Genomic DNA, 24,612 nt, shown 5'->3' on the forward strand with positions numbered 1-24,612 from the left:
ATGAAGCTGCTGTGATTCTAGCCTGTGTCTTTATTTGGCTGCCGCTGATTTGAATTCTATACAGACCCTAGTCTTAAAGCGTAACTAACATCATTTTAGCCGCATAGCAGTGTAGAACGATATAGCTATGCTGTGTAGCTCTTACATTAACCAACTACATCGATTCTTTGACCACCATGAACTAGTACACACTATCCAACGTCTGCACGCTTACAACCTGAACACTCCCATTGATTGATAAAGTTTGTTAAATAGACAAAAAACTGCCAATTACGTCTAAAAATATAGATTGGGCATTGATACAAACAGTATCTTTTTAAGCAAAAAACTCGCAATTTAAATTTTGATAGCATACAATGACTGCCAATTTGTGTCCGATAGCTTGTTTTTTGTACAGTTTGCGCCGAAAAGTTATTTTATAAATCAGCGTTCTATAGACAGTATCTTGTATAAAAAAGGCACAGAAAGTCAAAACCTCAGTCGACATAGGGAGATGTGATGAGCAACACCGAAATTCCTACCTCAGGATCTAATCCCCAGCCAGATCCAGCCGATTATGACAATGAATTGCAAGGTAGCTATGCAGAATTGCATCAGCCAAGCTCAAGTTTTGAGAATCGGGATGCCTATTTAAATCGTGAATTACAAATCATGCAGCCAAAGCGCTGGCGTGCTAACTTACCGTTTCGCGATTATCGTTTTGAGTATGAAGATACTATTCCTGCGATGGCGGCGACAATTGGTAAAGTGGTGATGGTGGGTGCTATTGCGGCCACCTTCGCAGGACCGTTAGGGTTAGGTGAAGCATTCGTTTTAGAAAACGTACGCTATGAGTTATTAATCGTCTCATTCTTTATTATTGTATTTTCAGGTTTTTTCCTACCTACTGCCAACCTTGCGGGTACGCATGGACCGCTCATTCCTCTGATTCCTATTGTGGTTGCCGCTGGCGGTCACCCGATGGCTTTTGGCTTACTTATCGGTGCCTTTGGCCTATTACTGGCGATTAGTAAAGGGGGTAGTTTGCTGGCGAACTTGACCAGTAAAGGCGTGTGTGGAGGTCTGCTGCTGTACCTGGGCTTTATTGGTACTACCTCCCAAGTCAAAAACTTATTTACATGGGCTGAAGGTATTGGCATGTCGCATATTGCTTTTATCGTAATTTTGCTTACCATTATACTTTATGCTCTGCTAGAGAATTTTAATAAGCGCTGGCTTGCGGTACCGCTTAGCTGCTTATTGGGTGGCGGTGTTGCCTTCGCATTAGGTGCGCCCTTTGAGTTCCATACCGGACCCGGTTTGCCGCATATGAGTCCCATGTATTGGTGGGGAGAGAATACGGGTTGGATGCTAGGTCTGCCGACCGTTGAGAGCTTTATTGTCGTACTGCCCTTTGCAGTATTGGCAGTTGCTATGTGGTCACCAGACTTTTTAGGTCATCAAGTGTTCCAAAAAATAAGCTATCCTAAACGCACCGAAAAAGTGTTGATGGACATTGATGATACGATGGTCAGTGCGTCTGTACGTCAGGTTGCAGGTTCAGTACTAGGCGGCACAAACTTTGCCTCATCATGGGGAACTTATATTGTCCCTGCAGCAATTGCCAAACGTCCTATTCCTGCCGGTGCCGTCTTAACCGCTTTGTTCTGTGTGATTGCTGGCCTTTGGGGTTATCCAATGGACTTGGCAATTTGGGAACCGGTCATGTGTGTGGCCTTAATTGTTGGGGTTTTTATCCCTCTGTTAGAGGCGGGCATGGAGATGACGCGAGTTGGTAAAACGACCCAGTCTGCTGCGATTGTAGTCTTTGCCTCTGCATTAGTGAACCCAGCCTTTGGTTGGTCAATTACCTTGTTACTCGATAACTTGGGCTTGATTGGCTCCAAAGAGCGTAGTGCTAGCTTATCAAAAATGAGCCGCTGGATTATTCCTGGCGTCATGTTTGTGGTGTTGACAGGCGTTATGGCAGTGGTCGGTATGTTACCGGGTATCCCAGCACTGCTACCGAACTTCCGTCATTAAGCTTATAGGTTAAGTACCTTTATTTGAACTGGTTAAATGAGATCATTAATGGCATTCATTAAGTGCAATGACTTGAAATTTAATTCCAGTTATAAAAAGTCAGCTTCGTGCTGACTTTTTTATTATCTGATATTCGTCCAAAACATGCTTACAGTTGCGCTTGCAAAACAGCCGATATCCCCCATAATTAGTAAGATATCAGTATCTTTGAGAGTACTCTGTTTATGGTTAATGTCCCCGCGCCTAATAGTGTCGATGATAAACAAGCCCGCCTGAAGCATTTAATTAAACGCCTGCCAAATTTGCCAGGGGTCTATAAAATGTTGGGTAAAAATGGCGATATTCTCTATGTCGGTAAAGCCAAATCACTAAAGAGCCGCGTCAACAGTTATTTTGCCAAAACCATCGACCATCCAAAAACGCGTGCGCTGGTAGCCCGTATCCACAATATCGAAACTATCATTACCCGTAGTGAAACCGAAGCATTATTGCTTGAGCAAAACCTAATCAAAGAACACCGTCCGCCATATAATGTGCTGCTGCGTGATGATAAGTCTTATCTGTATGTGTTCATTTCCGCCGATAAAGGTTATCCAAGACTGGCGTATGGTCGCGGCAAAGGCAATCATCAAAAAGGCCGCTTTTTTGGGCCATTCCCCTCCGCACATGCCGCCAAAGAAACATTAGTGCTGATGCAAAAAATGTTTCAGATGCGCCAGTGTACCAACACCTTTTTTCGTCAACGTAAGCGTCCTTGTTTAGAGTATCAAATCAAACGCTGCCGCGCGCCTTGTGTGGGCTTAGTCACGGCTGAAGATTATGCTGAAGACGTGAACAATACCATTCGCTTTTTAAAAGGTGACTCCAGCGATATCCATAGTGCCTTGATTGAGAAGATGGAAGCTGCTGCGGAAGAGCTAGATTTTGAAAAAGCAGTATTTTATCGCGACCAGCTGTCTATGCTGCGTGAAGTACAAGCAAAGCAAGCAGTTTACACGGTAGAGGGCGAGGCTGATGTCATTACCATTACCAGTCAGGCTGGGATGACTGCCGTCAATGTGCTGACCGTGCGCGGTGGACGTGTGCTTGGTGGTAAAAATTACTTCCCTGATGTCGATAGCAATGAACCACTAGCGGATAATCTTTCTGCCTTTATCATGTCATTCTATTTTCAGGTGACCGATGACTTGCCCGCTGAGATTATTTTAAGCCATGAATTACCGGATCAAAGCGCGGTTGCCGAAGCCTTAGCGACCCATTTTGGTAGTAAAGTCGTGATAAAAACTAGCGTGCGCGAACATCGTGCCGAATGGTTAGATTTAGCGGCATTAAATGCCAAGAATGCTCTAAAAACTAAGTTAGGCGATTATTTAGAGTTGCATGCACGTTTTGGAGCGCTAAAAGACGTGCTAGCGTCAGTGACGGACCGAGTTATTGATCGTATTGAGTGTTTCGATATCTCGCACACGATGGGTGAGGCGACCATTGGGAGCTGTGTGGTCTTTGACCAAGGTGGCTCGCGTCGGCGCGATTATCGTCAATATGCGATTCATGACATTGTAGGTGGCGATGACTATGCAGCGATGAAGCAAGTACTGACTCGCCGTTATAAAAAACAGCCATTGCCGGACTTGTTGCTTATTGATGGCGGTAAAGGTCAGCTCAGTATGGCAAAAGAGGTGCTGGTTGAGTTGGGTATTCTTGGTGATACCTTACTGATTGGAGTTGCCAAAGGTGAGGGGCGTAAAGCGGGCTTAGAAGTATTGCACTTCTTAGATCACGATCCGCTTGATTTGCCTATGGATAGTAAAGCACTGCATTTGCTGATGCATATTCGCGATGAAGCGCATCGTTTTGCTATTACTGCCCATCGTAAAAAACGCGATAAGCGCCGTTCATCGTCAGTGTTAGAAGTGATTCCGGGCCTTGGTGAAAAACGCCGCCGTGACTTGCTCAATCATTTTGGCGGTATGCAGCAGTTGCTAGGTGCATCACAGCAAGAATTGGGCGGCGTGCAAGGTATTGGACCGGTGTTAGCTAAAACCGTTTATAAAGTCTTGCATGAGTAGTATTGTCTGCTCATAAAAAAATGACAACAGCCCTAAGGCTATTATCATTCTGAAGTCAATAATTTTTAACCGCTAAAAATCAAGATGTAACTGTTGATTCGGATAACTGCGACAGTGTTGGCAAACACGTTCCCAGCGTTTAAATCTATACCGCCAATACCAACGTACGTGCACGGCTTTAGGATAACGGCATTGAATATCCATCAAAACCTCCATAATTGTTAGAAAAATTTCACAACTATGGAGCATAGACATTTATTAGCGTTTGCTATTATGCATATTTACTATAAAATATATGAACCCTACCAAGGTAAATAAACTTTATTAGTAAGCTAGTCTAGCTCCACAGCTGTCTTATATAAAAGTTTTTTAAGCTCAGCGATTAATATTGCTGAGCTTTTTTAATTTTCCATATCTAATTTCTCCTTTTCGCAATAGATTATTAAAAAATAAAGGTTAAGTGAAATCTATCTACCCTTTTTTCTGCATATATGTCACAAATTTAAAGTCTAAACCACTTTTATCATCATGCATTTTCTCAGACTGTTGGACGATATCAAAAGCGCTTGGTAGCACAGGATAAAAAGCATCACCATCACTGATTTCAGTATCGACATGGGTCAGCTCAATACGATCGGTATATGTCAGCGCGTCGCTAAATACCCGCTCGCCGCCGATCACCCAAATCGTCTCAAGCTCTATATCTTTTGCCAAGCTTGCGGCTTGGGTTAACGCTTCATCTAAACTATGTAGCACATGAGCGTTCTCGCATCCTACGAGACCTTTTTGCTCAGCATAGTCTGTTTGGGTGGTGATAATAAAACTAATGCGCTTCGGTAGCGGTTTACTACCCATCGACTCAAAAGTTTTGCGACCCATAATGACAATACCTTGTATCGCACTGTCCGTTTTTGCAGTAGTCATCAGCTTAAAGTGCTTCAAATCTGCTGAGATATGCCACGGCAAGTCATTGCCTTTACCAATACAGCAATTGCTACTGATAGCCGCAATTTGGGCAACTTGGATGTTGGCATAACTCATAGACTGTCCTCTTTATTGTTATGAATACCCGCGAATGAGATAAGCGAGCTAGTTAATAAAGGCATATTAACCAAAACAAATATTTATACCGCAACTTTAGCTTTAATAGCTGGGTGCGATTCATAGTCGTCAATACTAATGTATTCATATTCAAAAGCAAAAATATCTTTCACATTTGAATTTAGCGTCAAAGTCGGCAATGCAAAGGGATTGCGCGTTAGTTGCAATTCTGCTTGCTCACGGTGGTTTTGATAAATATGACAATCGCCACCCGTCCAAATAAACTCACCAATATCCAATCCGCAAACTTGCGCTATCATTTGGGTCAACAGCGCATAGCTGGCAATATTAAACGGCACGCCTAAGAATAAGTCGGCTGAGCGCTGATATAGCTGGCAAGACAGTTTATTATCCGCCACAAAGAACTGAAACATGGTATGGCAAGGGGGTAGCGCTACTTGCTCAGCTTCACTAGGATTCCAGCCGGAAACAATCAAGCGCCGCGAATTAGGATTGGTTTTAATTTGGTTAATGACGTTAGTGATTTGGTCAATACCGTCATTATTATAACTTTGGCAAATACCATCATTATTATCAACGCGCTTACTAGCGCCATAATTGCGCCATTGATGCCCATAAATAGGCCCCAACTCGCCCTCGGGACGATTAAAGCGTGCGGTCTGTGCCGCTGTTGCCCACTCATTCCATATCCGCACATTATGCTGCTGCAGATAATCAACGTGGGTACTACCGCTTAAAAACCAAAGTAGCTCATAAACGATAGATTTAAAATGAACTTTTTTGGTGGTGAGCAAAGGAAAACCGGTTGCTAAGTCAAAGCGCAGTTGCGCCCCAAAATGACTGAGCGTACCCGTTCCTGTACGATCACCTTTTTCGGTGCCATTGGTAAGAACGTGGCGGAGCAAATCTAGATAAGCTTGCTCATTATTACTAGTATAGTAATTACTGTCATGGTTGTTCTTGATCATAAAAGTGCTCTTTCCTATTATTAAAATGCATTATTCACACCTCTTATAAAAACGGTATTTGACGAGACATAATGCTTAATAAGCGCCTTGCTTACCCCAGTCATAGATGCCGCGTTTATAAGCATAAACAAGTAGGATAATGCCAAGAATAACCATAGGTGCAGATAATATTTGCCCTTTGGTCATCCAACCTAATAAGATGAAACCTTGGTCGACATCGGGCTGGCGGAAGAATTCGATGATAAAACGGCTCAGACCATAGCCTAATAAGAAGACCGCAGTCACTGCCATACGCGGACGCGGCTTTGATGAATACCACCATAAAAATAGGAATAATAATAACCCTTCAGCAACCGCTTCATATAACTGTGAAGGATGACGCGGCAATAAATACTGGCCATTTACATCAGTTGCCAGCTCTTGTAATCTAGGATTGGCTTGCAGTTGTTGGATATCAAAATTAGCAGCTTGCGGAAAATAAGTAAGCCAATTATAGCCACCGTCGGAAACTCGGCCCCATAGCTCGCCATTAATATAATTGCCTAAACGCCCGAATAATAGACCAGTTGGGACGCAGGGAACGATAAAGTCGAAGACTTGAAAAGGTGTCTTTTTATATTTATGCGCAAAGTACCACATGCCGAGCATGACGCCGATAAAGCCGCCATGAAATGACATACCGCCTTCCCAAACTTTAAATAAATAAGCAGGGTTCTGTAACAGCTCACCGAACTGATAAAACAGCACATAACCGACACGGCCACCTAAGATGACCCCAAGCGCACCAAAAAATACCAAGTCCGAAACCATATCGGTTGACCAGTTATCGCGCTTAGTACTGCGATACCATGCCAGACCGTAAGCAGCTGCAAAGGCTAGCAAATACATTAGGCCGTACCAGTGAACTTCTACCGGGCCTAATGATAGCGCCACGGGATCAAACTGAGGATGAATCATCATAAGAGCATCATAATAGTGATAATAATTATGCTGCTCATGATAGCAAAATTCGTGCTTTAGGCATACCATCATCGCTACCATAACCCAATCATAACTACGTACTTTTTATAGTCGATGCTATCTATAAAAGCCATCTAGAAAAGGCAGAAGAAAACGGCTAAGATGGAAAAGTTCATTCATGATTTATAGTATCAACAGTGTCATAAAAATTGAGACAAAGGAGCCTTATGTGTATCGTCGCCATTGCTTGGCAGTTATTCGATGAGTTGCCGCTAGTATTACTGTCTAACCGCGATGAGTTTTTACAGCGTCCAACTGAGCCGTTACACCAGTGGTTGGATAAACCCATCTATGCTGGGCGCGATTGCCAAAGCGGTGGTACCTGGTTAGGTATTCATCAAGAGCTGCATCAACAAAACGGACGTTGGGCGGCAGTGCTTAACTTTCGTGATGGTGTACAAGCAACTTCGAATGAGCGTTCACGTGGCGAGTTGGTGACTGATTTTTTGACCAGCGCTCTAAGTCCTATGAGCTTTGCACGACAAATTAGCTTGCCAGATTATGCGGGCTTTAATCTTATTATCGGTGATGCTGAGCAAGCTGTCATCGTTAACAACAGAGGTTATGCACCCACACCGTTATATGCTGGGCTGCATGTATTGTCTAATGGACAACCGGATGAGGGTTGGTTTAAAACGGAACGGCTACGGGGTAGGTTGCGGCAAGAAGTGCTACCGCTGCTTAGCGAGGACAGTAGCTTTAATTATTGGCAAGACGCAGCCTTTGACGTATTGTCAGATAATACTAAAGCGCCGACGGCTGAGTTGCCTAAGACCGGGGTTGCCTTTGAGGTTGAGCAAGCGTTATCCTCTGTCTATATTGAGCCTATGGCTTTGGCTGTTCTTAAAACTACCATGCCGACTTATGGTACGCGTACACAAAGTATTTTAACTTTGCGTAATGAAGAGGGTAGCTGCGCAGAAGTGAGGGCTGAGCTTATCAGTCGTGAGTTAGGTAATGATGGCTAGCACCAATAAAAATGCCTGCTCTAGCGTCTGAAAAGTAACAGACTTTAGAGCAGGCATCAATTTAAATTTAATGCTACTAAGTTATTCTATAAGCAAATGATTATTTTGTTCAGGAATAATCAGCTCTTGTCTGAGAGGTAATTCACGTACCAGCTCTTGCAAGGCGCGGCGATATACTCCGCGTTTAAAATGAATCACTTGTCCAAGTGGATACCAGTAGCTGACCCATTGCCAATGGTCAAACTCAGGCTTACCTTCATCAAAGCGGATATGTTGAGTATTCGGCTCATCTAAGCGTAGCAAAAACCATTTTTGTTTTTGCCCAATACACAGCGGATATTGTCCATGACGCACGTAGCGTTTTGGCAAACGATAGCGCAACCAATCTTGCGTCACCGCCAATAAATCCACATGGCGCGGATATAGCCCGACCTCCTCCCAGAGCTCGCGATACATCGCATCCATCGGCGTCTCCCCACGGTCAATACCACCTTGAGGGAACTGCCAAGCGTTGTGACCAATACGTTTTGCCCACAGAACTTGTCCTTGTGTATTTGCCAAGATGATGCCGACGTTTGCGCGAAAACCGTCTGCATCTATCATGACTAAACCTTTCAAATTATTTAAAAACCGCTTATTTCAATATGGTACTGATAAGTGAGTCATAATTGTTATTTAATGACGGGTATTGGGTGACTGATATCGATACTTTATCAAAATAAGATTCATTGCCATTATTAAACCAAGAAACCAGCAAAATGTGTAACAGTATTTTGCTATAAAATGTTTCACGAATTTATAACTGTAAAATCAATGGTTTATAAAGACAGTTTGTGAGCCATTAAGGGAGTTATATTTAGTGCATTTTAGGTGAGCAAAATTAAATTTTGTATGGCTCATAAAAGTCTGATTTAGTATGCTAACTATTGATAGTCGTTCTATAAAATCGTGTTTTAGCTTGTGCTACACTGGCTCAGTAAAGTTAATAGTAACGTGAATAGGAATATGAATTTAAATTCCTAAACCTATCGACAACGAATTAAAATAAGGGTAAAACCATGGCAGAAACAAAAGCAAGCGTCACGTGGCAACAAGACAAAGCCTTTATGGGCGTGTCACCATCAGGACATAATGTACAAATTGATGCCGACAAAGAAAAAGGCGCAAGCCCGATGGAGCTGATTCTGTTAGGTCTTGGCGGTTGTGCCAGCTACGATATAGTGGGAATATTACAAAAGTCGCGTAAAGAGTTAGTCGCTGTACGTTGTGAGCTTACCGCTCAGCGCGCCGAAACCTTACCAGCGGTATATACGGATATTCATATGCACTTTGTGGTCACGGGGCAAGGTATTGCAGACAAGCAGGTTGAAAAAGCAATTTATTTATCAGCAGAAAAATACTGTTCAGCCAGCCGCATGCTGGTGCAGGGCGGAGTGAATGTCACTCACGATTTTGAAATTATCGCAGGGTAGGGGTAAAAATACTGATGAATGCACTATTTGGGCTTATTCCCGATACGGCAGCGGCAGCAATCTGGGCAATGGTAGTGGCAAGTCTATTACCGCTCGCCATGGCGATGTCAGCTAAAGTGTTTGGTGGTTTTAACTTAAAAGATAACACGCATCCGCGAGATTTTTTGCAGCACACTACTGGCGCGGCAGCACGTGCTAATGCGGCGCAACAAAACAGTTATGAGACCCTGCCAATATTCTTAGTGGCAGTATTGGTTGCCATGTTGTTTTTTGTGCCGCAAGCGATTATTAATAAGATAGCGTGGCTATATGTGATTATCCGTATGGGTTATTGCGTCGCCTATGTCACTAACTTAGCTATGTTCCGCTCGATACTTTGGGTGCTATCCATGATCTGTAGTTTAATGCTATTTTATCTAGCGATTCGGATTAGCGCTTAATACTATCAATGTCACTTTTGTTTTTATAAAGTTCATAAACCTGTATTTCTATAACGGTTATAATATATACGATAAAAGCGGCTATTTATTCTTGATGCGTGCTGCTCTGTAGCGCATTGATAATGGCTGCTTTATTTTTCTCACGTTTAATAGAGTTCCATAATGTCTGCGCCTCGCTATAGCCTTTAGTAAGCATTCCTAACCATTGCTTATAACGTCCAATTAAGACGAGATCATTTTTCGCCTGCCCTTCCAAAAATTTGATTTGATGCGGTATTAATGCTTGCCATGATAATGTCGTGGCACTATCTGCTGGGTTTTCATTATTGCTATCAACCTGCGCAATTAAATCGGGACGAGTCACTGCACCGCGACCCAGCATTAAATGCGACGTTCCTGCCTGCTGTATACAACCCTGTGCTTGCTCGGCTGTCCAAATCTCTCCATTGGCAATTATCGGAATATCCAGCGTATTAAAGCTCTGAATCTTATCCCAATAGGCTGGCGGCTTATAGCCTTGGGTTTTCGTACGCGCGTGAATAGTCAACCAATCTGCGCCACTATCAGCGATAGCTTGTCGAATCTCATTTATTCTGGAAGTATCCGTATAGCCCAAGCGAATCTTGGCGGAGACTGGAATATCAGCAGGAACGGCTTGGCGTACCGCACTAATAATCTCAAACAATACTTCTGGCTCATCTAATAGTACGGAACCGCCACGGTGGTTGTTAACCGATTTTGCAGGGCAACCAAAATTAATATCAATAGCGGGCGCGCCAAGCTCACAAGCATAAGCGGCATTCTCTGCCATCAACTGCGCGTCACTGCCTAATAGTTGTATATGAATGGGCGTTCCCGAGGCAGTCTTGGTATCATTATGCAATTCTGGCACATATTTATAAAACACAGGGGCCGGCAATAGGTGCTGAGTAACGCGAATAAATTCACTCACTGACCAATCATAAGGACGGCCTAAATCACAGGCAATTTGAGTGAGGATTTGGCGCATTAAAGGGTCGCTCAAACCTTCCATTGGCGCAAGCAGGCGAACAGGATTGGCAAAAAGTTGCTGTACTGCAGAAATTGGTTGGCGGTTATTATTCATTGGTAGCTATTATTCATCGGTAGTTGGTCATAATTATAGAGTATGAAACTATTAATTAGTGTAGAGAGTAGGCAAGAACTTAACTAACAGGCAAGGACTGGGCTGTAAAGAATAAGCGTAGTCAAAGCGCTAACTGCCATAAATCACTTTTTTGCCGGACTGTAATCCTGATATTAAGTCTCGGATATTATGAATATCTAAGTTGGTTTGCGCACGAGTACAGGCGACATAAAGTAAGCGCAACTCTTCAGGGTTGATTTTAATGCCATTAGTGGTGACATCATAATAAAAATCATCATCGAGTTGTACACGAGACCATTCAAGGCCTTTGGCTTTATGAGCCGTTGAGATAACATAATCGGCATTTTCAATACTGGTCAAGCTGTTAACCGCTTGGCTCAATACATTAGTACCATGGTCGTCGACTAGCTTGACCAAAGTCTTCAGGTCGCTACCTTCCGAGGTTTCAGAATACTCTTGCACATCAGACCAATTATAAAAATAGGCCAGCTCCGGTACGCCATAAGCAGACTTGCCATTTTTTAAGTTTTCGGCGGCCTGACAGAACTTAAGCATACGCTCAGTATCAGCTTGTAAGGCTACCCGATGTCCTAATTTTAATCCTGTTAATAACTGCGACATAGCAGCGGCATTGGTTCGGCATAAAATGGCATCTTTTTTACTGTGTACCATGCCTTTTTCGGTAGTGGACTGCTTATTAGGATCGCCTTTTAATGGCACGTCTTCTTGTAGCGCTTTGAGTAAGGTATTGGCAATATCTGCAATGGGCTCACCAAAGCGAAACGACTGAGTCAATAAGGTTTGTGGCAGTGGTAGCTTTTTCATGGCATTGACGGCACCGCGCCATTCATAAATCTGTTGATGGGCGTCGCCTACATAGATCACTTGTTTTGATTGTTGGGTCAAAATTCCCATCATTAGGGGGTCCGCATCTTGCGCTTCATCAAATAAGATAAAGTCCGCAGGAATGCTAGGCTTAGATAATGCCCATAGTTTGAGATAAATATCATGACCGATACCTGCCGGATGGCGCGAATCAATCGACTGCAACCAACGCTTCTCAACGGTAGGATAGAGCATCTCACGCAACTGCTCGGCGTCGGAACCGTCGAGCCATTTAGGAAAGTCGATATGACGCGGCGCAGGGTAGCTGGCATGAGTACTACAAAAGTTACTGACCGCATCACTGACGAAGCGCGCTAGTCGCGCCGGAGTTAAAGTAATGTACTTATTGACCCCATCCATTTGCCGACGCACTTGCACTGGCTGCAAGCCCAAGTCATCACCCAGACGTTTGGGTGAAAAACGTGGTAAGGATAATTTGGCGGTAATATCGCGGGGAACGTGCCGATAAGCCAATGAATGAAAGGTTCGGCAGTCTACATGCGACGGAAACTTTTGCCGCGCATCGTTCGCTATCGCCTTGTTAAAGGCCAGATATAACCCGCGTCCAGGCAAACGCTCACCGATAAGTTTCAGCGTCGTCGTTTTACCCGCACCAGCATAGGCCACCACTTTAAATGACTTGCGATCCATCGCCATGTTAAGTGCGTCGAGCTGCTCATCGGTGGGATGGCTCATATAAGCGGGCATAGATGCAGACATAATAATACTACCTAAAATTCTAAAACATGACTATAAAATGACGGGGGTAAAAAAGCCACTGAATAGTCAATGGCTGGCGGGTGAGTAATAGGGTGATGGAAAGTAGTGAAAAATAAAAGACGCAACTATTAAACAAACAACTATTAGATAAGAAGCTGTTAAATAAAAAACAACGGCGTTTAATTTAATCTTAGTTGCTCTCTTATATCTCATTTTCTGAGGTTAAGCTGTTACTCTGCTCATCTTTAATTAATATTTGTGCTAACAATAAACCCAGCTCAAACAATAGCCACATTGGAATCGCCAGCATTAACATAGATACGCCATCAGGCGGTGTCACGACGGCAGAGAGACCAAAACAGCCCACTATGATATAGCGCCGTTTATCCTTAAGACTCTGAATGGAGACGATACCAACCAATATCAATAGTAAAGTAACTACTGGAATCTCAAAAGTCAGGCCAAATACCATAAATAGTTTTAGAGCAAAGCTTAGGTAACTGTCGATATCAGTCATTGGCAATACGTTTTGCGGGGCGAAAGTGATAAAAAATCTTAATACCCCTTTCAGAACAATAAAGTAAGCAAAAGCGACGCCAGTATAAAATAAAAGTATCGAAGATAATAATACCGGAATGGCGATTTTCTTCTCTTTTTTATATAAGCCAGGGGCGACAAATGACCAGATTTGATACAAGATATAAGGCATGGCAAAGAACGCGGCGACAAATATCGTCAAGCGTATGGGCGCCATAAAGTTAGAGGTAATATCGGTGGCAATCATAGTCGAGTTAGCAGGCAGCTGTGCGACTAGCGGATCTGATAAAAAATTATAGAGCTCGCGCGAAAAACCTACTAATGCCAAAAATATAATTAAAACGGCCACAGCTATTCTAATTAAATGGCTACGTAACTCAATTAAATGCTCAGTAATCGGCATATCGGCGAGCGTGCTTAACACATCGTCAGATTTACTGTCGGTGGCGGTATCTGCTTGCGCTTGATTATGGTCTTCTGAATCGGCTGTTTTTTCTTGGCGACTCTTTTGGCGTTTAAATAATTTCATTTATCCGCCTTCTGTTTGACCAAAGAGGGCTGATTAGCTAGAGGTTTAGAAGCTGGCGTAGTGCTGTGATTTGTTTGCTGTAAACCTGAATTCAATAAGGTATAGGCTTTATAGTTTGGTAGGAACGGTGCTGCCGGTAGGCGGCGCGATTTATCATAAGGGCCAAGACGAAACCACATATTTTCCCAGGGTTTGGTAATAATAGGCTGAACAACTACATTAGAAGACTTATCTGCTGCTATGCTGTCATCATTATCAGTAGTCGACGCTTTTAAGGAGTCTTCTGAGTCTTGATCTTGCTGATGAGCCTGATCTTGTCCGTAAGCATATTTAAATTCTTCTGGTATAGCTTGTTTGGGTTTGTCTGTTTCAGGACTGTCTGGTCTGGGATGAATCATTGGTTCTGGTTCTGACGTGGCATTTAGACTTTGATTTTGCGAATATTCAAAATCTTTCATACTACCGCGCATTTCTGCCATTTCACGCTTCATATCCGTTTCAGTTTGACGGATTTTGGCAATCTCTTTTTTCATTTGCTCACGGGTTTCAGCCAAATCAAGCTCAGCCTCTATTTCAGACTGTAGGCTAGATACCGTACGGCGCAGTTTGGAATACCATTGCCCAGCAGTACGCGCGGCCTGTGGTAATTTTTCTGGGCCCAATACGATTAAGGCAATAATGCCAAATAGGAGTAACTCGGAAAATCCGATATCAAACATAAGGCTCAAACATCACTATCTAAATACAACCGTTAAAACGCTGAATAATTTATACTTTATGCTGATCATCCGCTGGTACCGGTTTGACTTTAATATCGTCAACTTTAGTACCTGCTGTAGTGTCGGACTGAGTGTCTGTAGCGCGCGTGTTGCCGTCATGGTCAAGAACGCGATGCTTATTAGCATGTTCTGCATTCTCATCTTTAACCGCTTCTTTAAAGCCTTTTACCGCGCCGCCCAAATCTTTGCCAGCATTTTTAAGCTTGGAGGTGCCAAAGACAACCACCACCACTACCAACAAAATTAGCCAATGCGTAATGGAAAAACTACCCATAACATTACCCTTCCTTATCTTGATGAGACCATTGTTTATAGTGGTCTAGATTAATCCTTTACCTTTCGATTTCTAAGAGCTTGATGGCTACAAAATAGCGTATAGTCAGCTTTAGATAATTCGTTGTAAAGGCAGTAACACTTATTATAACGCGCATGGTTAATGAAAAGGGGAAAACAACAGTAATCTCATGGGTTACCATCAAATTAACCTAAAGTTTGCTCTAAGGCTGTCTGGATTCCTTTTCAGTAATACCAGATAAACCAAAGCGTCGCCCCAGCTCATTTAAAACAGCATCCGACTCAATATCAAACCATGCCAGTCCTACTAAGGTATGAAACCAAACATCGGCCACTTCATAGATAAGCTCATGCCGCGCCGCATCATAGTGCGCTTTGTCTGTTTGCGCATCACAATTGGCAAAGTCTTTAGCAGCAATGATACTCTCGGTAGCTTCTTCGCCTACTTTTTCTAATATTTTATTGAGACCACGCACGTATAAACTGGCCACATATGAGCTGTCAGCATCCGCTTTTTTACGCTCAGCCAATACTCTATCAAGCTGATGTAAGATAGGCGAGCTTTCACTTTTATTATCATTTGTATTATTAACAGAAGTAGCATCAGTGATATTAGTATAGTATGAGCCAGCATTATTTGAACTAGCATTGTCCGAAGTATGGTCTATATTTGAATGATAAATATCCGCAGGGTCTTTGATAACCGCATCGACGGTCTGCCAAGTTGGTTCTGGCCCTGATAAATTTAAGCGCTGATAAAAACAAGACTCGCGTCCAGTATGACAGGCGATACCGCCAACTTGAGTGACGCTGAGGACAATGACATCGGCATCGCAATCTAAGCGAATATCGTGTACTTGTTGGGTGTGACCGGATGTTTCCCCTTTGTGCCACAGCTTATTACGCGAGCGTGAAAAGTAGACTGCCGTCTGTGTTCGGGCTGTCAACTGTAGCGCCTCGGCATTCATCCATGCCATCATCAAAATGCGTCCTGATCGCTCATCCTGTGCAATCGCAGGAATCAAGCCATCAGAGTTAAAGGTTATAGCGGTAAGCCAAGCAGGTGCGGTCATAGTCTGTCTGTCATCTTATAGATAATGGAATTAATAAGTGGGTCTAATAATAGAAAATTAACAGTGAATTCTGAGAAACCAAGGTAACAGAGTACATTTTAAGTCATAACTAAAGCTCAAACGGCTGCAGACTTAGTGCATCTTGCATAATACTATTAATAGCAGTGACTTTATTTAGTCGGTAGTCATAACCGACAAAATGCTGGCGTACATTTGCCACCAACGAACCATCGTGCATACGAGTCACTTTAACTGCCATCACGCCGCCATCATCAGATAACTGTTCGATACCGACCTCAAATAATAGCTCTTCGCGTGCGCGCACACGGCTGACTACACTCAGCTGCAAGTTGTTAATCGTCAGGCCTTGATAATCCGCGTTAATTTCTTCAATACCTTTAGAGTACAAAAAACGCGCTCGTGCTTCTGCTAATAGTGCTATCTGCGCCTCAATAGTCAGGTGCTGACCGACATCGATTTCGGTATTGCGCACGCGCATGACCGTCTCAAAGACAAACACTCTGTCATCAAAGGTTAATTCTTGGTCTTTCAACGTCATCTCCCACATTATCTATATATAGTGAATTGGGTATAATGATTTGTGCTCAACGAGCAAGTATATGAGCTGCCATTAAATATCAGTACCTATTAACCTTAAAATTATTGGTCTCAAACTTAGGATTGTGTATAAACTTAATGCCTACTTAAACATAGCTTAAGCTTACATACAATCTATTTAGGAATGAGCGGTCTGATTATCCAATATTGTTTTATAATACTTATTAAACATATCTAACACTATGATAGATGACGCAATTATACCCGATATGAATTTTATTGAATAAATAAATCTAAGGTAAAGTGAAAGTATGATAAATAAAAAAGGATGTCGTTGATATCTTGATGGATAGGATATTGAAAGTTAATTTATCAAAGAATACAACTTAATCACAACTTACTAAAGCAGTGGCCGAAACTTTACTTGGCAAGTCAGTGCTGTTTCTGCTAAAATAGCGCCTCCCACCTCGAGGCAAATAGCGGGTTAGCTGTTATCTAGTTAAAAAATATTAGATAAAGCAAGCTAACATAAGCTATTTGACGACCAGGTTCTAACAAAGATAAAGAGGCAATCACTCATGAAAGTGAAGATGAAAACCAAACGCGGCGCCGCTAAACGTTTCAAAAAAACGGCGAACGGCTTTAAGCACAAGCAAGCATTCAAAAGCCATATTTTGACCAAGAAATCAGCTAAGCGTATTCGCCAGTTGCGCGGTCTTAAGATGGTGGACAAGTCTGACGAAGCAGCAGTTCGTCGCATGTGCCCATACATCTAACCGACTATTGTCATCTGCATTTTATATGACTTTGCAATCCGGCAGCTTTGCGGACGTTAAAACCGCATCGCTCGTCGCTGAATATCAATTACTGAATGGTGATTACTGAATATTAATCATTCTATATCAGTCACTCAGTATTAATTAAAAATATCTTGGAGTAAATTATGGCCCGTGTAAAACGTGGTGTACAGGCGAATCGCCGTCACAAAAAAATCTTAAAGCGTGCAAAAGGCTACTACGGTGCCCGTTCACGTGTTTACCGTGTAGCGGTACAAGCAGTAACTAAAGCGGGTCAGTATGCATATCGTGACCGTCGCAATAAAAAACGTAGTTTCCGTCGCCTTTGGATTGCTCGTATCAATGCTGGTGCACGTTTAAACGGCCTAAGCTATAGCCGCTTTATTAATGGCATGAAACAAGCCAACATCACTGTCGACCGTCGCGTACTTGCAGACATCGCTATGCATGATGCAGCAACTTTCAGCGTATTGGTTGAAAAAGCAAAAGCAGCATTGGCATAAATAGTAAACTTGTTTAAATGCTTAATTAACTCAAAATTAATAAGTGTTTAAAGCGATATGTTTATTATTGATTAATAGCAGCTATATTAACAAAAGCTACCGCTGGTCGGTGGCTTTTTTTATATGATCTATTTCAAAATTACGCTAATGTCCTACTCAATAGTGCTTATTAACGTCTAAATATTCAAGTTATTAACCAAGTTTTCTTAGTTTAATAGTGAGTGCCGCTTAAGTAAATAATTTGCAATATTTGGTCAAACCCTTACAATTACTAGATTGTCTTAATCAGGAATAATGCGTCCTATGACTACCCCTGCTGCCACAAACGATTCGTCGGCGCTACCGACCTTACCTACTGAGTTGATCGAGCTTAATGAGGCGCAACTGAATGAGTTTGCTAGCGCTGCTGAAACCTTTATTACAAGAGCTACTGAGGGGCGCGCGCTACAAGAATTGCGTGTCCAGCTTACTGGTAAAAAAAGCTTATTAACGAGCTGGTCGAAGCAAATGGGCAAGCTCGACAGCAATGACAAAAAGACTTATGGCGGCTGGTTACATCAAGTGCGTAGCCGTATTCAAGAAGCGTTGACTTCGCAGCAACAGCAGCTAGAAGTTGCGGCTTTAAACGCCAAGCTAGAGACGGAGCGTATCGATATCAGCTTGCCGGCACGCGGTGGACAAAAAGGTCATCTACATCCCGTTACTATGATTACCCAGCGTATGCAGCAGTTCTTTGTGCAAGCAGGATTCAATGTGGCGACCGGTCCTGAAGTCGAAAGCGACTATTATAATTTTGAAGCGCTCAATATTCCCTCGCATCATCCAGCGCGAGCCATGCACGATACTTTTTATTTTGACGCGCATTATCTTTTACGTACTCATACCAGCCCTGTGCAGATTCGTACGATGGAGAAGAGTGCGCCGCCTATTCGTATTATTTGCCCGGGCCGCGTCTATCGTAATGACTCAGACCAAACCCATTCGCCGATGTTCCATCAACTAGAAGGGTTAATGGTCACCGAGTCGAGCACTTTTGCTGATCTCAAAGGTCTCATTAGTGAGTTCTTGCAAGCCTTCTTTGGCAAAGAGCTGACTGTCCGTTTCCGTCCTTCATTCTTCCCATTCACTGAGCCATCAGCTGAAGTCGATATTTTAGCCGATAATGGCAAATGGTTAGAAGTAATGGGCTGCGGTATGGTGCATCCACAAGTGCTGACCAATTGCGGTATTGATGCTGACAAATACACGGGCTTTGCCTTTGGCATGGGCATCGAGCGTTTTGCTATGCTGTATTATGGTATTGATGACTTGCGTTTATTTTTCCAAAATGATATTCGCTTTTTAAAGCAATTTGGTTAAATACTTTGAGTAGCAAGCCAGTATCAAGATGTAAAGAGATCGGTCGTAACGGCCATTGCATTTATTTTGACATTCTTATCCGAGATATCTATGAAAATTAGCGAACAGTGGCTACGTCAATGGGTAAACCCTGCCAACACCAGTGAGCAATTGGCCGAACAGCTAACCATGGCTGGGCTTGAGATTGATGACCGTTATGCGGTCGCGCGTGACTTTAATGGCGTGGTAGTTGGTGAGGTTATCAGCGTTGAGCCGCATCCAGATGCCGATAAACTGCGCGTGACTCAGGTCAATATTGGTAACGATGCGCCGATACAAATTGTATGCGGTGCACCCAATGTTTATGTTGGTATGAAAGCGCCAGTCGCCACCGTTGGTGCAGTATTGCCCACGAATGACAGCCAAGGCTTCCATATTAAAGCAAGCGAGCTGCGCGGTATCGCCTCAAACGGCATGCTATGCGGCGCCTCTGAGATTGACTTAACAGACTCGATAGACGGTTTGCTTGAATTGCCAGAGGATGCCCCGGTTGGCACTGATATTCGTGAATACTTAGGTTTAGACAACCAAATATTTGATATTGCAATCACTCCTAACCGTGGAGATTGCTTTAGCGTACGCGGTATCGCTCGCGAAATATCAGTGATTAATGATTTGGCTGTACAGACTCCCGATATTCCTAATATTCCTGAGACTGAGCCGCAAGTGTTCGACAATGTTAATTCTACGCCTGCCGTAACTGTGAGTGCGACGGCAGCTTGTCCGCGCTATTTATTACAGTCGATTAATGATATCGATCGCAGTATTGATACTCCTAAATGGATGCAAGATGCACTGATACAGTCAGGGCTACGCTCGCATAACTTTTTGGTCGATGTGACCAACTATGTGCTGATGGAGCTTGGGCAACCACTACATGCTTTTGATGCCGATACTATTGTCGGTAGCATTAATGTGCGTTTAGCGCAACCAAAAGAGACCATTACCTTACTTAATGAGCAGACCATTAGCCTAGCTGGTGATGAATTGGTTATTGCCGATGATAAAGGCGTGCTGGCACTAGCCGGTATTATGGGTGGCCAGCGTAGTAGCGTGACTGATAATACGACTAATATTGTGTTAGAAAGTGCTTTCTTTAGCCCCTTAACCATTGCCGGGCGTGCCCGTCGTTTTGGTCTACATACGGATGCCTCGCAGCGTTTTGAGCGTGGGGTTGATTTTGAGTTGCCAGCACTGGCTCTGGCGCGTGCGTGTGATTTAATTATCAGTATTACTGGTGGACAAGCAGGGCCAATAGCCAAATCTGAACACAGTGAGCAACTGCCAGCGCGTAGCCCTATTACCTTACCGATAGCTAAAGTTCGCGATGTTATCGGTATTGAAATCGCACCGGATTTGATGGTACGTATTTTAACCCAATTAGGACTTATCGTAGAACAAACGCCGGACGCGCTTATTTGTACGCCGCCATCGTATCGCTTTGATATAAGTATTCCCGAGGATTTGATTGAAGAGATTGCCCGTATTTATGGCTACGATAATATCCCAAGCACCTTGCCGCATTTGCAAGTCAGCATGGATTATGATGATACTGCCGATTTGACTTACGAGATGAAACTGGCCTTAGTTGATGCTGGCTACATGGAAGCGATTAGTTTTAGCTTCAGTGATGCTAAGTTAGAAGCTTTGATTGATGATGAAGCATTAGGTGAAGTATTAGCACTTGCCAATCCGATCTCTAGTGACTTGGCAGTGATGCGCCGTACCTTATTATCAAGCTTACTGCCATGTGTGCAATACAATCTTAATCGTCAACAGTCTCGGGTGCGCTTTTTTGAAACCGGACTCAGTTTTGTTGGTCGTAGCATCAGCGACTTAGTACAAACCCCAAGTATAGCTTTGGTAGCGGTTGGCAATGTCTGGGGTGAACAAGCCTATCAGAATCGGGCATTAGATTTTCATGATCTCAAACACGATGTTGAGCAATTACTTCCCGCACAGCTTGATAGCGCGCGTATTCGCTATGAGCGTAGTGAGCTAGATTTCTTACATCCTGGCCAAAGCGCTAAGTTATATATCGACGAGCATTATATTGGCTGGCTCGGTCAATTGCATCCCAATACTGCTAGACAGCTGGATTTGCCGGTGACTTGGGTTGCCCAACTAGAGTTAGCACCGCTGTTAACGCTAGCCCGTGAGCAGCATGGCATAGTAACGCCAAGCAAATTTCCACAAGTGCGCCGCGATATTGCTATTTTAGTGGACAGTGATATCAGCGTGCAGACCTTGCAAGCGACTATTCGTGAGTCTGCCGGAGCGTTATTGACAGACTTATGGTTGTTTGATGTTTATCAAGGTGAAAACGTACCTACCGGTCAGCGCTCATTGGCTTTTGCCATTACTTGGCAAGATAAGAACCAAACGCTATCTGATGAGGCGGTTAAAATAATTACTGATAAAGTCATTACCGCTTTAACTACGCAGCATGGCGCGCAGCTTCGCGATAGCTAAGCGCGAAAGATTAATAATATCCAACATAACTTTTATTGGGTAGTATAACCAACAGTTAGCCAAGTAGCGATATATCGTTACTTGGCTAACTGCTTATTAATAAAGGATTTTATGCTAGATTGTGTTAAAATTTCAGTAAGAATCCTTTATAATAGTAAGGCTTATCCACCGAAGCAGTCGGCAGTATTACTATTACCCATTATGTTAAATGTCATACTGTTAAATAATGATAGCCCGCCATCACGACATAGCAAAGGAGTCGTACTGTGAGTACCTTAACTAAATCTGACATGATTGAGCATTTAATGCATCAGCTTAACCTCACCCGTCAAGAAGGGCGCTGTTTGGTTGAGAGTTTTTTTGATGAATTATCAGAAAGCTTAATCGATGGAAAAGAGGTCAAACTCTCAGGCTTTGGTAACTTTGAGCTTAAAGATAAAAACAGCCGTCCAGGTCGTAACCCAAAGACGGGTGAGCCTGTGGATGTTTCTGCGCGCCGCGTGGTGACGTTTAAAACAGGACAGAAGTTCCGCCAAAAGGTTGATGAGCGTTTATTTGACATTTAATCATTAACTATGACAATCAGCGAGCTGATGGATCTTTGTCTATCAAAATATTATGTGCTCACTCACATATTAAGTCATAACTAATCTAAGCTGATAGTCCAGAGAATATTGAACGTTTCTTTTTCGATCTACAACAAGCGTTTTTAATAAAGGCTTAGAGAATTAGTGCTGAGCTGTTTAGGGCTCAGAGCATAAAACTTCATTTACGTAGCATATCGTTATGGTAGTGCTCGCCTAGTTGTACGCATTGAGTTTAAGAAATGAACAATAGTAATGTATTTAGAGGCTGTGATTTGGTTCGAGAAGAGATTAAAAGTCAAAATCTAGGTGTGTTACCATGAAAAGTCAGCGCATTGGACTTCTTGATTACTTCTATAGGACATTATTTCAATCGTAAAGCATCTAATGTTAATTATGAAATGCCAAAGTTAGTCTTGTTAGCTTTAGCACAAAAAACTCAGAGCTATACTGGCAGTTGCCTATCATTCGATATTGATGAATTCTCTAAAACGATTAAATGCTAACTTGGATACTTTTATTTTTGTCAATTTCATCGTAGTCATTTATGTGGCTATAGCGTTCAATTAAAATTTAGCCAACCAATCGGAGTACTATATGGAACTAGAACTGGCTGGGCTTTCAGAAGAAGACAACTTAAACATGCACGATGGCGAGCGTATTATCCTACGTTTAACTTATATTAGTCGTTATAACACCAGTAATGCAAATATCGAAGTCGCGCGTATTCTCGAGCAAGCGCAACGAAACAATGAGCGCAAAGGTATTACTGGGGTATTGGTGATTAATGAAAACTATTTTCTCCAGAGTATCGAGGGCGCAAGACCTATCATTAATGAGCTATTACGAGAATTAGTTAAGGATGATCGACATTTTTCGTTGCAAGTTATTGAATGTCGTGAAGTTGAGCAGCGGCGTTGGAATAAGTGGTCAATGAAATATTTAACTCTCGGCGATCAGGATATAGAATATGTGCTTAAGTTCTCAGCAGGCACTGACTTTAATCCTTATCTAATGAGTACCTCTCAAATAATGATGTTTATTGACACACTATCGGAACTTCAAGGGCAACGAGAGAAATATGCATTTGAGATGAAAAAGTCTTAGTTTTTAAGCAGCCGACTAAACTCAATATAATTTATGCGAGAGACAATATATGGCACAAACCACTTCAGATGCTCATATTTTAGTGAGCATGACATATGTTAGCCGCGCAAACCAAGATATGTCGCCTAAAGAACTGGGTGAAATTCTGCAGCAGGCCCAAGATAACAATGCTACCAACGGCATTACCGGCATACTGATTTTCAATAATAGTATTTTTCTGCAAACCATTGAAGGGTCGAGAGCGCAGATTAATCGTTTGTTGTATAGTCTAATTGCAGATCAGCGACATCATGATTTACAACTACTTGAAACTCGTGAACTGGAGTATAGAGAGTGGCCGAAATGGTCGATGAATTATGTACCCCCAACCAAAGAAAATGCGGCGATCTATCTTAAATACTCTACTACTATCGATTTTAATCCATACTTACTAAGTGCAGGATCAGCACGAGATTTGATGAGTGAACTTAGTATTCAACAAATATAATAGGTAGGATTACAGGCATAAAAAAAGAGAGCACAGGCTCTCTTTTTTTCACTACAATAGGGGTTTATTGTATAAACAATAAAACTTACTGAGCTGGCTCACCTTCAATAACAACAACTTCGTCAGCTGCGTTAGCGGCATCAGTGTCAGTATCATTAGCCATATCCAAGTTGGTTGTAGTGCTATCAACAGGAACTTCAGCGTCCATTTCGTCAGTACCAGTAGCAACTTGTGCATCAGCAATAGCTGATTCAGCATCGGCAACAGCAGTTTCAGCATCAGCAGTAGGTACGCCTGCATCAGCGTCGTTTAGCTCTTCTGAAGCATCTTGCACGTTTTCTTGCGCGTCAGATAAATCTTCAGCAGCGTTTTCTTTGTTGCTATCACAAGCAGTTAAGCCCATAGATGCAGCCATGATACCAGTAAGTGCAAGTAATTTAAGTTTCATATAAGTATTCTCCAAAAAATGAAATGAGCAGTAACTACGACAAAAGGTTGAGCTTTCAATATTTTTCGTTTTTCGAAAGTCAACTTGTCTTAGTCGCAGCTACTCAGCTTTCAAGTATTCTATACCTTTTCATTTGAAATGAAAAGAGCTTATACGATTAAGTAACAATAAAGTAGTAATTAATAATCAACAGCAGCATTTTCATATGAATTTCAACACAACATACGAAGACATAATCCATATAATAAACGAGAATGCCTAAGTTAAAGCCAAGTATAATTTGGGATGAGAATA

The 24,612-nt window shown here is 42.6% G+C and carries 24 protein-coding genes; 12 read left to right on the forward strand and 12 right to left on the reverse strand.

All coding sequences use genetic code 11. From position 1 onward, the window contains the following. Positions 1-498: 498 nt before the first annotated feature. Together JMY06_RS07695 and uvrC are read left to right on the forward strand one after the other, a co-directional pair. The gene (locus JMY06_RS07695; RefSeq protein WP_201528383.1) at positions 499-2,022 is read left to right on the forward strand and encodes a DUF3360 family protein; all 1,524 of its coding nucleotides are present in this window, start codon (positions 499-501) and stop codon (positions 2,020-2,022) included. 224 nt (positions 2,023-2,246) lie between these two features. After that, entirely contained in the window at positions 2,247-4,091 is a 1,845-nt protein-coding gene (uvrC, locus tag JMY06_RS07700) for an excinuclease ABC subunit UvrC (protein ID WP_201617793.1), read from the forward strand. A gap of 471 nt (positions 4,092-4,562) precedes the next feature. On the opposite strand, the gene JMY06_RS07705 is transcribed toward uvrC, so the two are convergent. The 3 genes from JMY06_RS07705 to lgt form a co-directional block, all read right to left on the reverse strand. Then, positions 4,563-5,132, reverse strand: a complete 570-nt coding sequence (locus JMY06_RS07705) for a dihydrofolate reductase (RefSeq protein WP_201617794.1) — start codon at positions 5,130-5,132, stop codon at positions 4,563-4,565. A gap of 83 nt (positions 5,133-5,215) precedes the next feature. Next, entirely contained in the window at positions 5,216-6,121 is a 906-nt protein-coding gene (locus JMY06_RS07710) for a thymidylate synthase (protein WP_201617795.1), read from the reverse strand. A 75-nt stretch (positions 6,122-6,196) separates the two neighbouring features. Beyond that, the gene (gene lgt / locus JMY06_RS07715) at positions 6,197-7,081 is read right to left on the reverse strand and encodes a prolipoprotein diacylglyceryl transferase (RefSeq protein ID WP_201617796.1); all 885 of its coding nucleotides are present in this window, start codon (positions 7,079-7,081) and stop codon (positions 6,197-6,199) included. Between the two features lie 227 nt (positions 7,082-7,308). Here lgt and JMY06_RS07720 point away from each other — a divergent pair, with 227 nt between their 5' ends. After that, positions 7,309-8,109 (forward strand): NRDE family protein, encoded by an 801-nt coding sequence (locus JMY06_RS07720; RefSeq protein ID WP_201617797.1) that lies wholly within the window; start codon positions 7,309-7,311, stop codon positions 8,107-8,109. Between the two features lie 81 nt (positions 8,110-8,190). Here the strand turns inward: JMY06_RS07720 and JMY06_RS07725 are convergent, their stop codons facing one another. Further along, a complete protein-coding gene (locus JMY06_RS07725; RefSeq protein ID WP_201617798.1) occupies positions 8,191-8,712 on the reverse strand; it encodes an RNA pyrophosphohydrolase in 522 nt (173 codons plus the stop codon). 455 nt (positions 8,713-9,167) lie between these two features. On the opposite strand from JMY06_RS07725, the gene JMY06_RS07730 reads away from it, so the two are divergent. Together JMY06_RS07730 and JMY06_RS07735 are read left to right on the forward strand one after the other, a co-directional pair. Beyond that, on the forward strand, positions 9,168-9,581 hold the full coding sequence (locus JMY06_RS07730) for an OsmC family protein (RefSeq protein ID WP_201528369.1): 414 nt from the start codon (positions 9,168-9,170) through the stop codon (positions 9,579-9,581). 14 nt (positions 9,582-9,595) lie between these two features. Continuing rightward, positions 9,596-10,021 (forward strand): MAPEG family protein, encoded by a 426-nt coding sequence (locus JMY06_RS07735; protein ID WP_201617799.1) that lies wholly within the window; start codon positions 9,596-9,598, stop codon positions 10,019-10,021. A gap of 85 nt (positions 10,022-10,106) precedes the next feature. Here JMY06_RS07735 and JMY06_RS07740 read toward each other — a convergent pair whose 3' ends face one another. The 7 genes from JMY06_RS07740 to JMY06_RS07770 form a co-directional block, all read right to left on the reverse strand. Then, positions 10,107-11,126: a tRNA dihydrouridine synthase gene (locus tag JMY06_RS07740; protein WP_201617800.1), complete on the reverse strand. Its 1,020-nt coding sequence runs from the start codon at positions 11,124-11,126 to the stop codon at positions 10,107-10,109. Positions 11,127-11,255: 129 nt separating this feature from the next. Beyond that, positions 11,256-12,752 (reverse strand): UvrD-helicase domain-containing protein, encoded by a 1,497-nt coding sequence (locus JMY06_RS07745; RefSeq protein ID WP_201617801.1) that lies wholly within the window; start codon positions 12,750-12,752, stop codon positions 11,256-11,258. A 202-nt stretch (positions 12,753-12,954) separates the two neighbouring features. Beyond that, on the reverse strand, positions 12,955-13,818 hold the full coding sequence (gene tatC, locus JMY06_RS07750) for a twin-arginine translocase subunit TatC (RefSeq protein ID WP_201617802.1): 864 nt from the start codon (positions 13,816-13,818) through the stop codon (positions 12,955-12,957). Continuing rightward, complete coding sequence (gene tatB, locus JMY06_RS07755) at positions 13,815-14,537, reverse strand: Sec-independent protein translocase protein TatB (RefSeq protein WP_201528359.1); 723 nt, start codon at positions 14,535-14,537, stop codon at positions 13,815-13,817. Before tatB ends, tatC begins: the two co-directional genes overlap by 4 nt. Before the next feature lie 49 nt (positions 14,538-14,586). Next, on the reverse strand, positions 14,587-14,871 hold the full coding sequence (gene tatA, locus JMY06_RS07760) for a Sec-independent protein translocase subunit TatA (RefSeq protein WP_201617803.1): 285 nt from the start codon (positions 14,869-14,871) through the stop codon (positions 14,587-14,589). A gap of 223 nt (positions 14,872-15,094) precedes the next feature. Continuing rightward, positions 15,095-15,964 (reverse strand): bifunctional phosphoribosyl-AMP cyclohydrolase/phosphoribosyl-ATP diphosphatase HisIE, encoded by an 870-nt coding sequence (gene hisIE / locus JMY06_RS07765; protein WP_201528355.1) that lies wholly within the window; start codon positions 15,962-15,964, stop codon positions 15,095-15,097. Between the two features lie 109 nt (positions 15,965-16,073). Next, positions 16,074-16,517 carry an acyl-CoA thioesterase gene (locus JMY06_RS07770; protein WP_227672239.1) on the reverse strand — a complete coding sequence of 148 codons (444 nt, stop codon included), beginning with the start codon at positions 16,515-16,517 and terminating at the stop codon, positions 16,074-16,076. Positions 16,518-17,100: 583 nt separating this feature from the next. Here JMY06_RS07770 and rpmI point away from each other — a divergent pair. The 7 genes from rpmI (at position 17,101) to JMY06_RS07805 (ending at position 23,870) form a co-directional block, all read left to right on the forward strand. Further along, the gene (gene rpmI, locus JMY06_RS07775; protein ID WP_201528351.1) at positions 17,101-17,298 is read left to right on the forward strand and encodes a 50S ribosomal protein L35; all 198 of its coding nucleotides are present in this window, start codon (positions 17,101-17,103) and stop codon (positions 17,296-17,298) included. Between the two features lie 167 nt (positions 17,299-17,465). Further along, on the forward strand, positions 17,466-17,822 hold the full coding sequence (gene rplT, locus JMY06_RS07780; RefSeq protein ID WP_201617805.1) for a 50S ribosomal protein L20: 357 nt from the start codon (positions 17,466-17,468) through the stop codon (positions 17,820-17,822). Positions 17,823-18,125: 303 nt separating this feature from the next. Beyond that, positions 18,126-19,181 carry a phenylalanine--tRNA ligase subunit alpha gene (gene pheS, locus JMY06_RS07785; protein ID WP_201617806.1) on the forward strand — a complete coding sequence of 352 codons (1,056 nt, stop codon included), beginning with the start codon at positions 18,126-18,128 and terminating at the stop codon, positions 19,179-19,181. A 90-nt stretch (positions 19,182-19,271) separates the two neighbouring features. Further along, positions 19,272-21,692 carry a phenylalanine--tRNA ligase subunit beta gene (gene pheT, locus JMY06_RS07790; RefSeq protein WP_201617807.1) on the forward strand — a complete coding sequence of 807 codons (2,421 nt, stop codon included), beginning with the start codon at positions 19,272-19,274 and terminating at the stop codon, positions 21,690-21,692. A gap of 266 nt (positions 21,693-21,958) precedes the next feature. Further along, the gene (locus tag JMY06_RS07795; protein ID WP_201528343.1) at positions 21,959-22,258 is read left to right on the forward strand and encodes an integration host factor subunit alpha; all 300 of its coding nucleotides are present in this window, start codon (positions 21,959-21,961) and stop codon (positions 22,256-22,258) included. Between the two features lie 615 nt (positions 22,259-22,873). After that, positions 22,874-23,383, forward strand: a complete 510-nt coding sequence (locus tag JMY06_RS07800) for a BLUF domain-containing protein (RefSeq protein WP_201617808.1) — start codon at positions 22,874-22,876, stop codon at positions 23,381-23,383. A gap of 49 nt (positions 23,384-23,432) precedes the next feature. Beyond that, on the forward strand, positions 23,433-23,870 hold the full coding sequence (locus JMY06_RS07805) for a BLUF domain-containing protein (protein WP_201617809.1): 438 nt from the start codon (positions 23,433-23,435) through the stop codon (positions 23,868-23,870). A gap of 85 nt (positions 23,871-23,955) precedes the next feature. On the opposite strand, the gene JMY06_RS07810 is transcribed toward JMY06_RS07805, so the two are convergent. Continuing rightward, positions 23,956-24,318, reverse strand: coding sequence for a hypothetical protein (locus JMY06_RS07810; RefSeq protein WP_201528337.1), 363 nt, complete (start codon positions 24,316-24,318; stop codon positions 23,956-23,958). Between the last annotated feature and the right edge of the window lie 294 nt (positions 24,319-24,612).

The sequence above is a fragment of the Psychrobacter urativorans genome (assembly GCF_904846675.1).
Classification (GTDB): Bacteria; Pseudomonadota; Gammaproteobacteria; order Pseudomonadales; family Moraxellaceae; genus Psychrobacter; species Psychrobacter urativorans_B.

Bases quoted from the DNA above. Each gene is read 5' to 3' on its own strand.
- JMY06_RS07695 (WP_201528383.1), top strand. From the start codon at position 499: ATGAGCAACACCGAAATTCCTACCTCAGGATCTAATCCCCAGCCAGAT.
- uvrC (WP_201617793.1), top strand. From the start codon at position 2,247: ATGGTTAATGTCCCCGCGCCTAATAGTGTCGATGATAAACAAGCCCGC.
- JMY06_RS07705 (WP_201617794.1), bottom strand. From the start codon at position 5,132: ATGAGTTATGCCAACATCCAAGTTGCCCAAATTGCGGCTATCAGTAGC.
- JMY06_RS07710 (WP_201617795.1), bottom strand. From the start codon at position 6,121: ATGATCAAGAACAACCATGACAGTAATTACTATACTAGTAATAATGAG.
- lgt (WP_201617796.1), bottom strand. From the start codon at position 7,081: ATGATGATTCATCCTCAGTTTGATCCCGTGGCGCTATCATTAGGCCCG.
- JMY06_RS07720 (WP_201617797.1), top strand. From the start codon at position 7,309: ATGTGTATCGTCGCCATTGCTTGGCAGTTATTCGATGAGTTGCCGCTA.
- JMY06_RS07725 (WP_201617798.1), bottom strand. From the start codon at position 8,712: ATGATAGATGCAGACGGTTTTCGCGCAAACGTCGGCATCATCTTGGCA.
- JMY06_RS07730 (WP_201528369.1), top strand. From the start codon at position 9,168: ATGGCAGAAACAAAAGCAAGCGTCACGTGGCAACAAGACAAAGCCTTT.
- JMY06_RS07735 (WP_201617799.1), top strand. From the start codon at position 9,596: ATGAATGCACTATTTGGGCTTATTCCCGATACGGCAGCGGCAGCAATC.
- JMY06_RS07740 (WP_201617800.1), bottom strand. From the start codon at position 11,126: ATGAATAATAACCGCCAACCAATTTCTGCAGTACAGCAACTTTTTGCC.
- JMY06_RS07745 (WP_201617801.1), bottom strand. From the start codon at position 12,752: ATGTCTGCATCTATGCCCGCTTATATGAGCCATCCCACCGATGAGCAG.
- tatC (WP_201617802.1), bottom strand. From the start codon at position 13,818: ATGAAATTATTTAAACGCCAAAAGAGTCGCCAAGAAAAAACAGCCGAT.
- tatB (WP_201528359.1), bottom strand. From the start codon at position 14,537: ATGTTTGATATCGGATTTTCCGAGTTACTCCTATTTGGCATTATTGCC.
- tatA (WP_201617803.1), bottom strand. From the start codon at position 14,871: ATGGGTAGTTTTTCCATTACGCATTGGCTAATTTTGTTGGTAGTGGTG.
- hisIE (WP_201528355.1), bottom strand. From the start codon at position 15,964: ATGACCGCACCTGCTTGGCTTACCGCTATAACCTTTAACTCTGATGGC.
- rpmI (WP_201528351.1), top strand. From the start codon at position 17,101: ATGAAAGTGAAGATGAAAACCAAACGCGGCGCCGCTAAACGTTTCAAA.
- rplT (WP_201617805.1), top strand. From the start codon at position 17,466: ATGGCCCGTGTAAAACGTGGTGTACAGGCGAATCGCCGTCACAAAAAA.
- pheS (WP_201617806.1), top strand. From the start codon at position 18,126: ATGACTACCCCTGCTGCCACAAACGATTCGTCGGCGCTACCGACCTTA.
- pheT (WP_201617807.1), top strand. From the start codon at position 19,272: ATGAAAATTAGCGAACAGTGGCTACGTCAATGGGTAAACCCTGCCAAC.
- JMY06_RS07800 (WP_201617808.1), top strand. From the start codon at position 22,874: ATGGAACTAGAACTGGCTGGGCTTTCAGAAGAAGACAACTTAAACATG.
- JMY06_RS07805 (WP_201617809.1), top strand. From the start codon at position 23,433: ATGGCACAAACCACTTCAGATGCTCATATTTTAGTGAGCATGACATAT.
- JMY06_RS07810 (WP_201528337.1), bottom strand. From the start codon at position 24,318: ATGAAACTTAAATTACTTGCACTTACTGGTATCATGGCTGCATCTATG.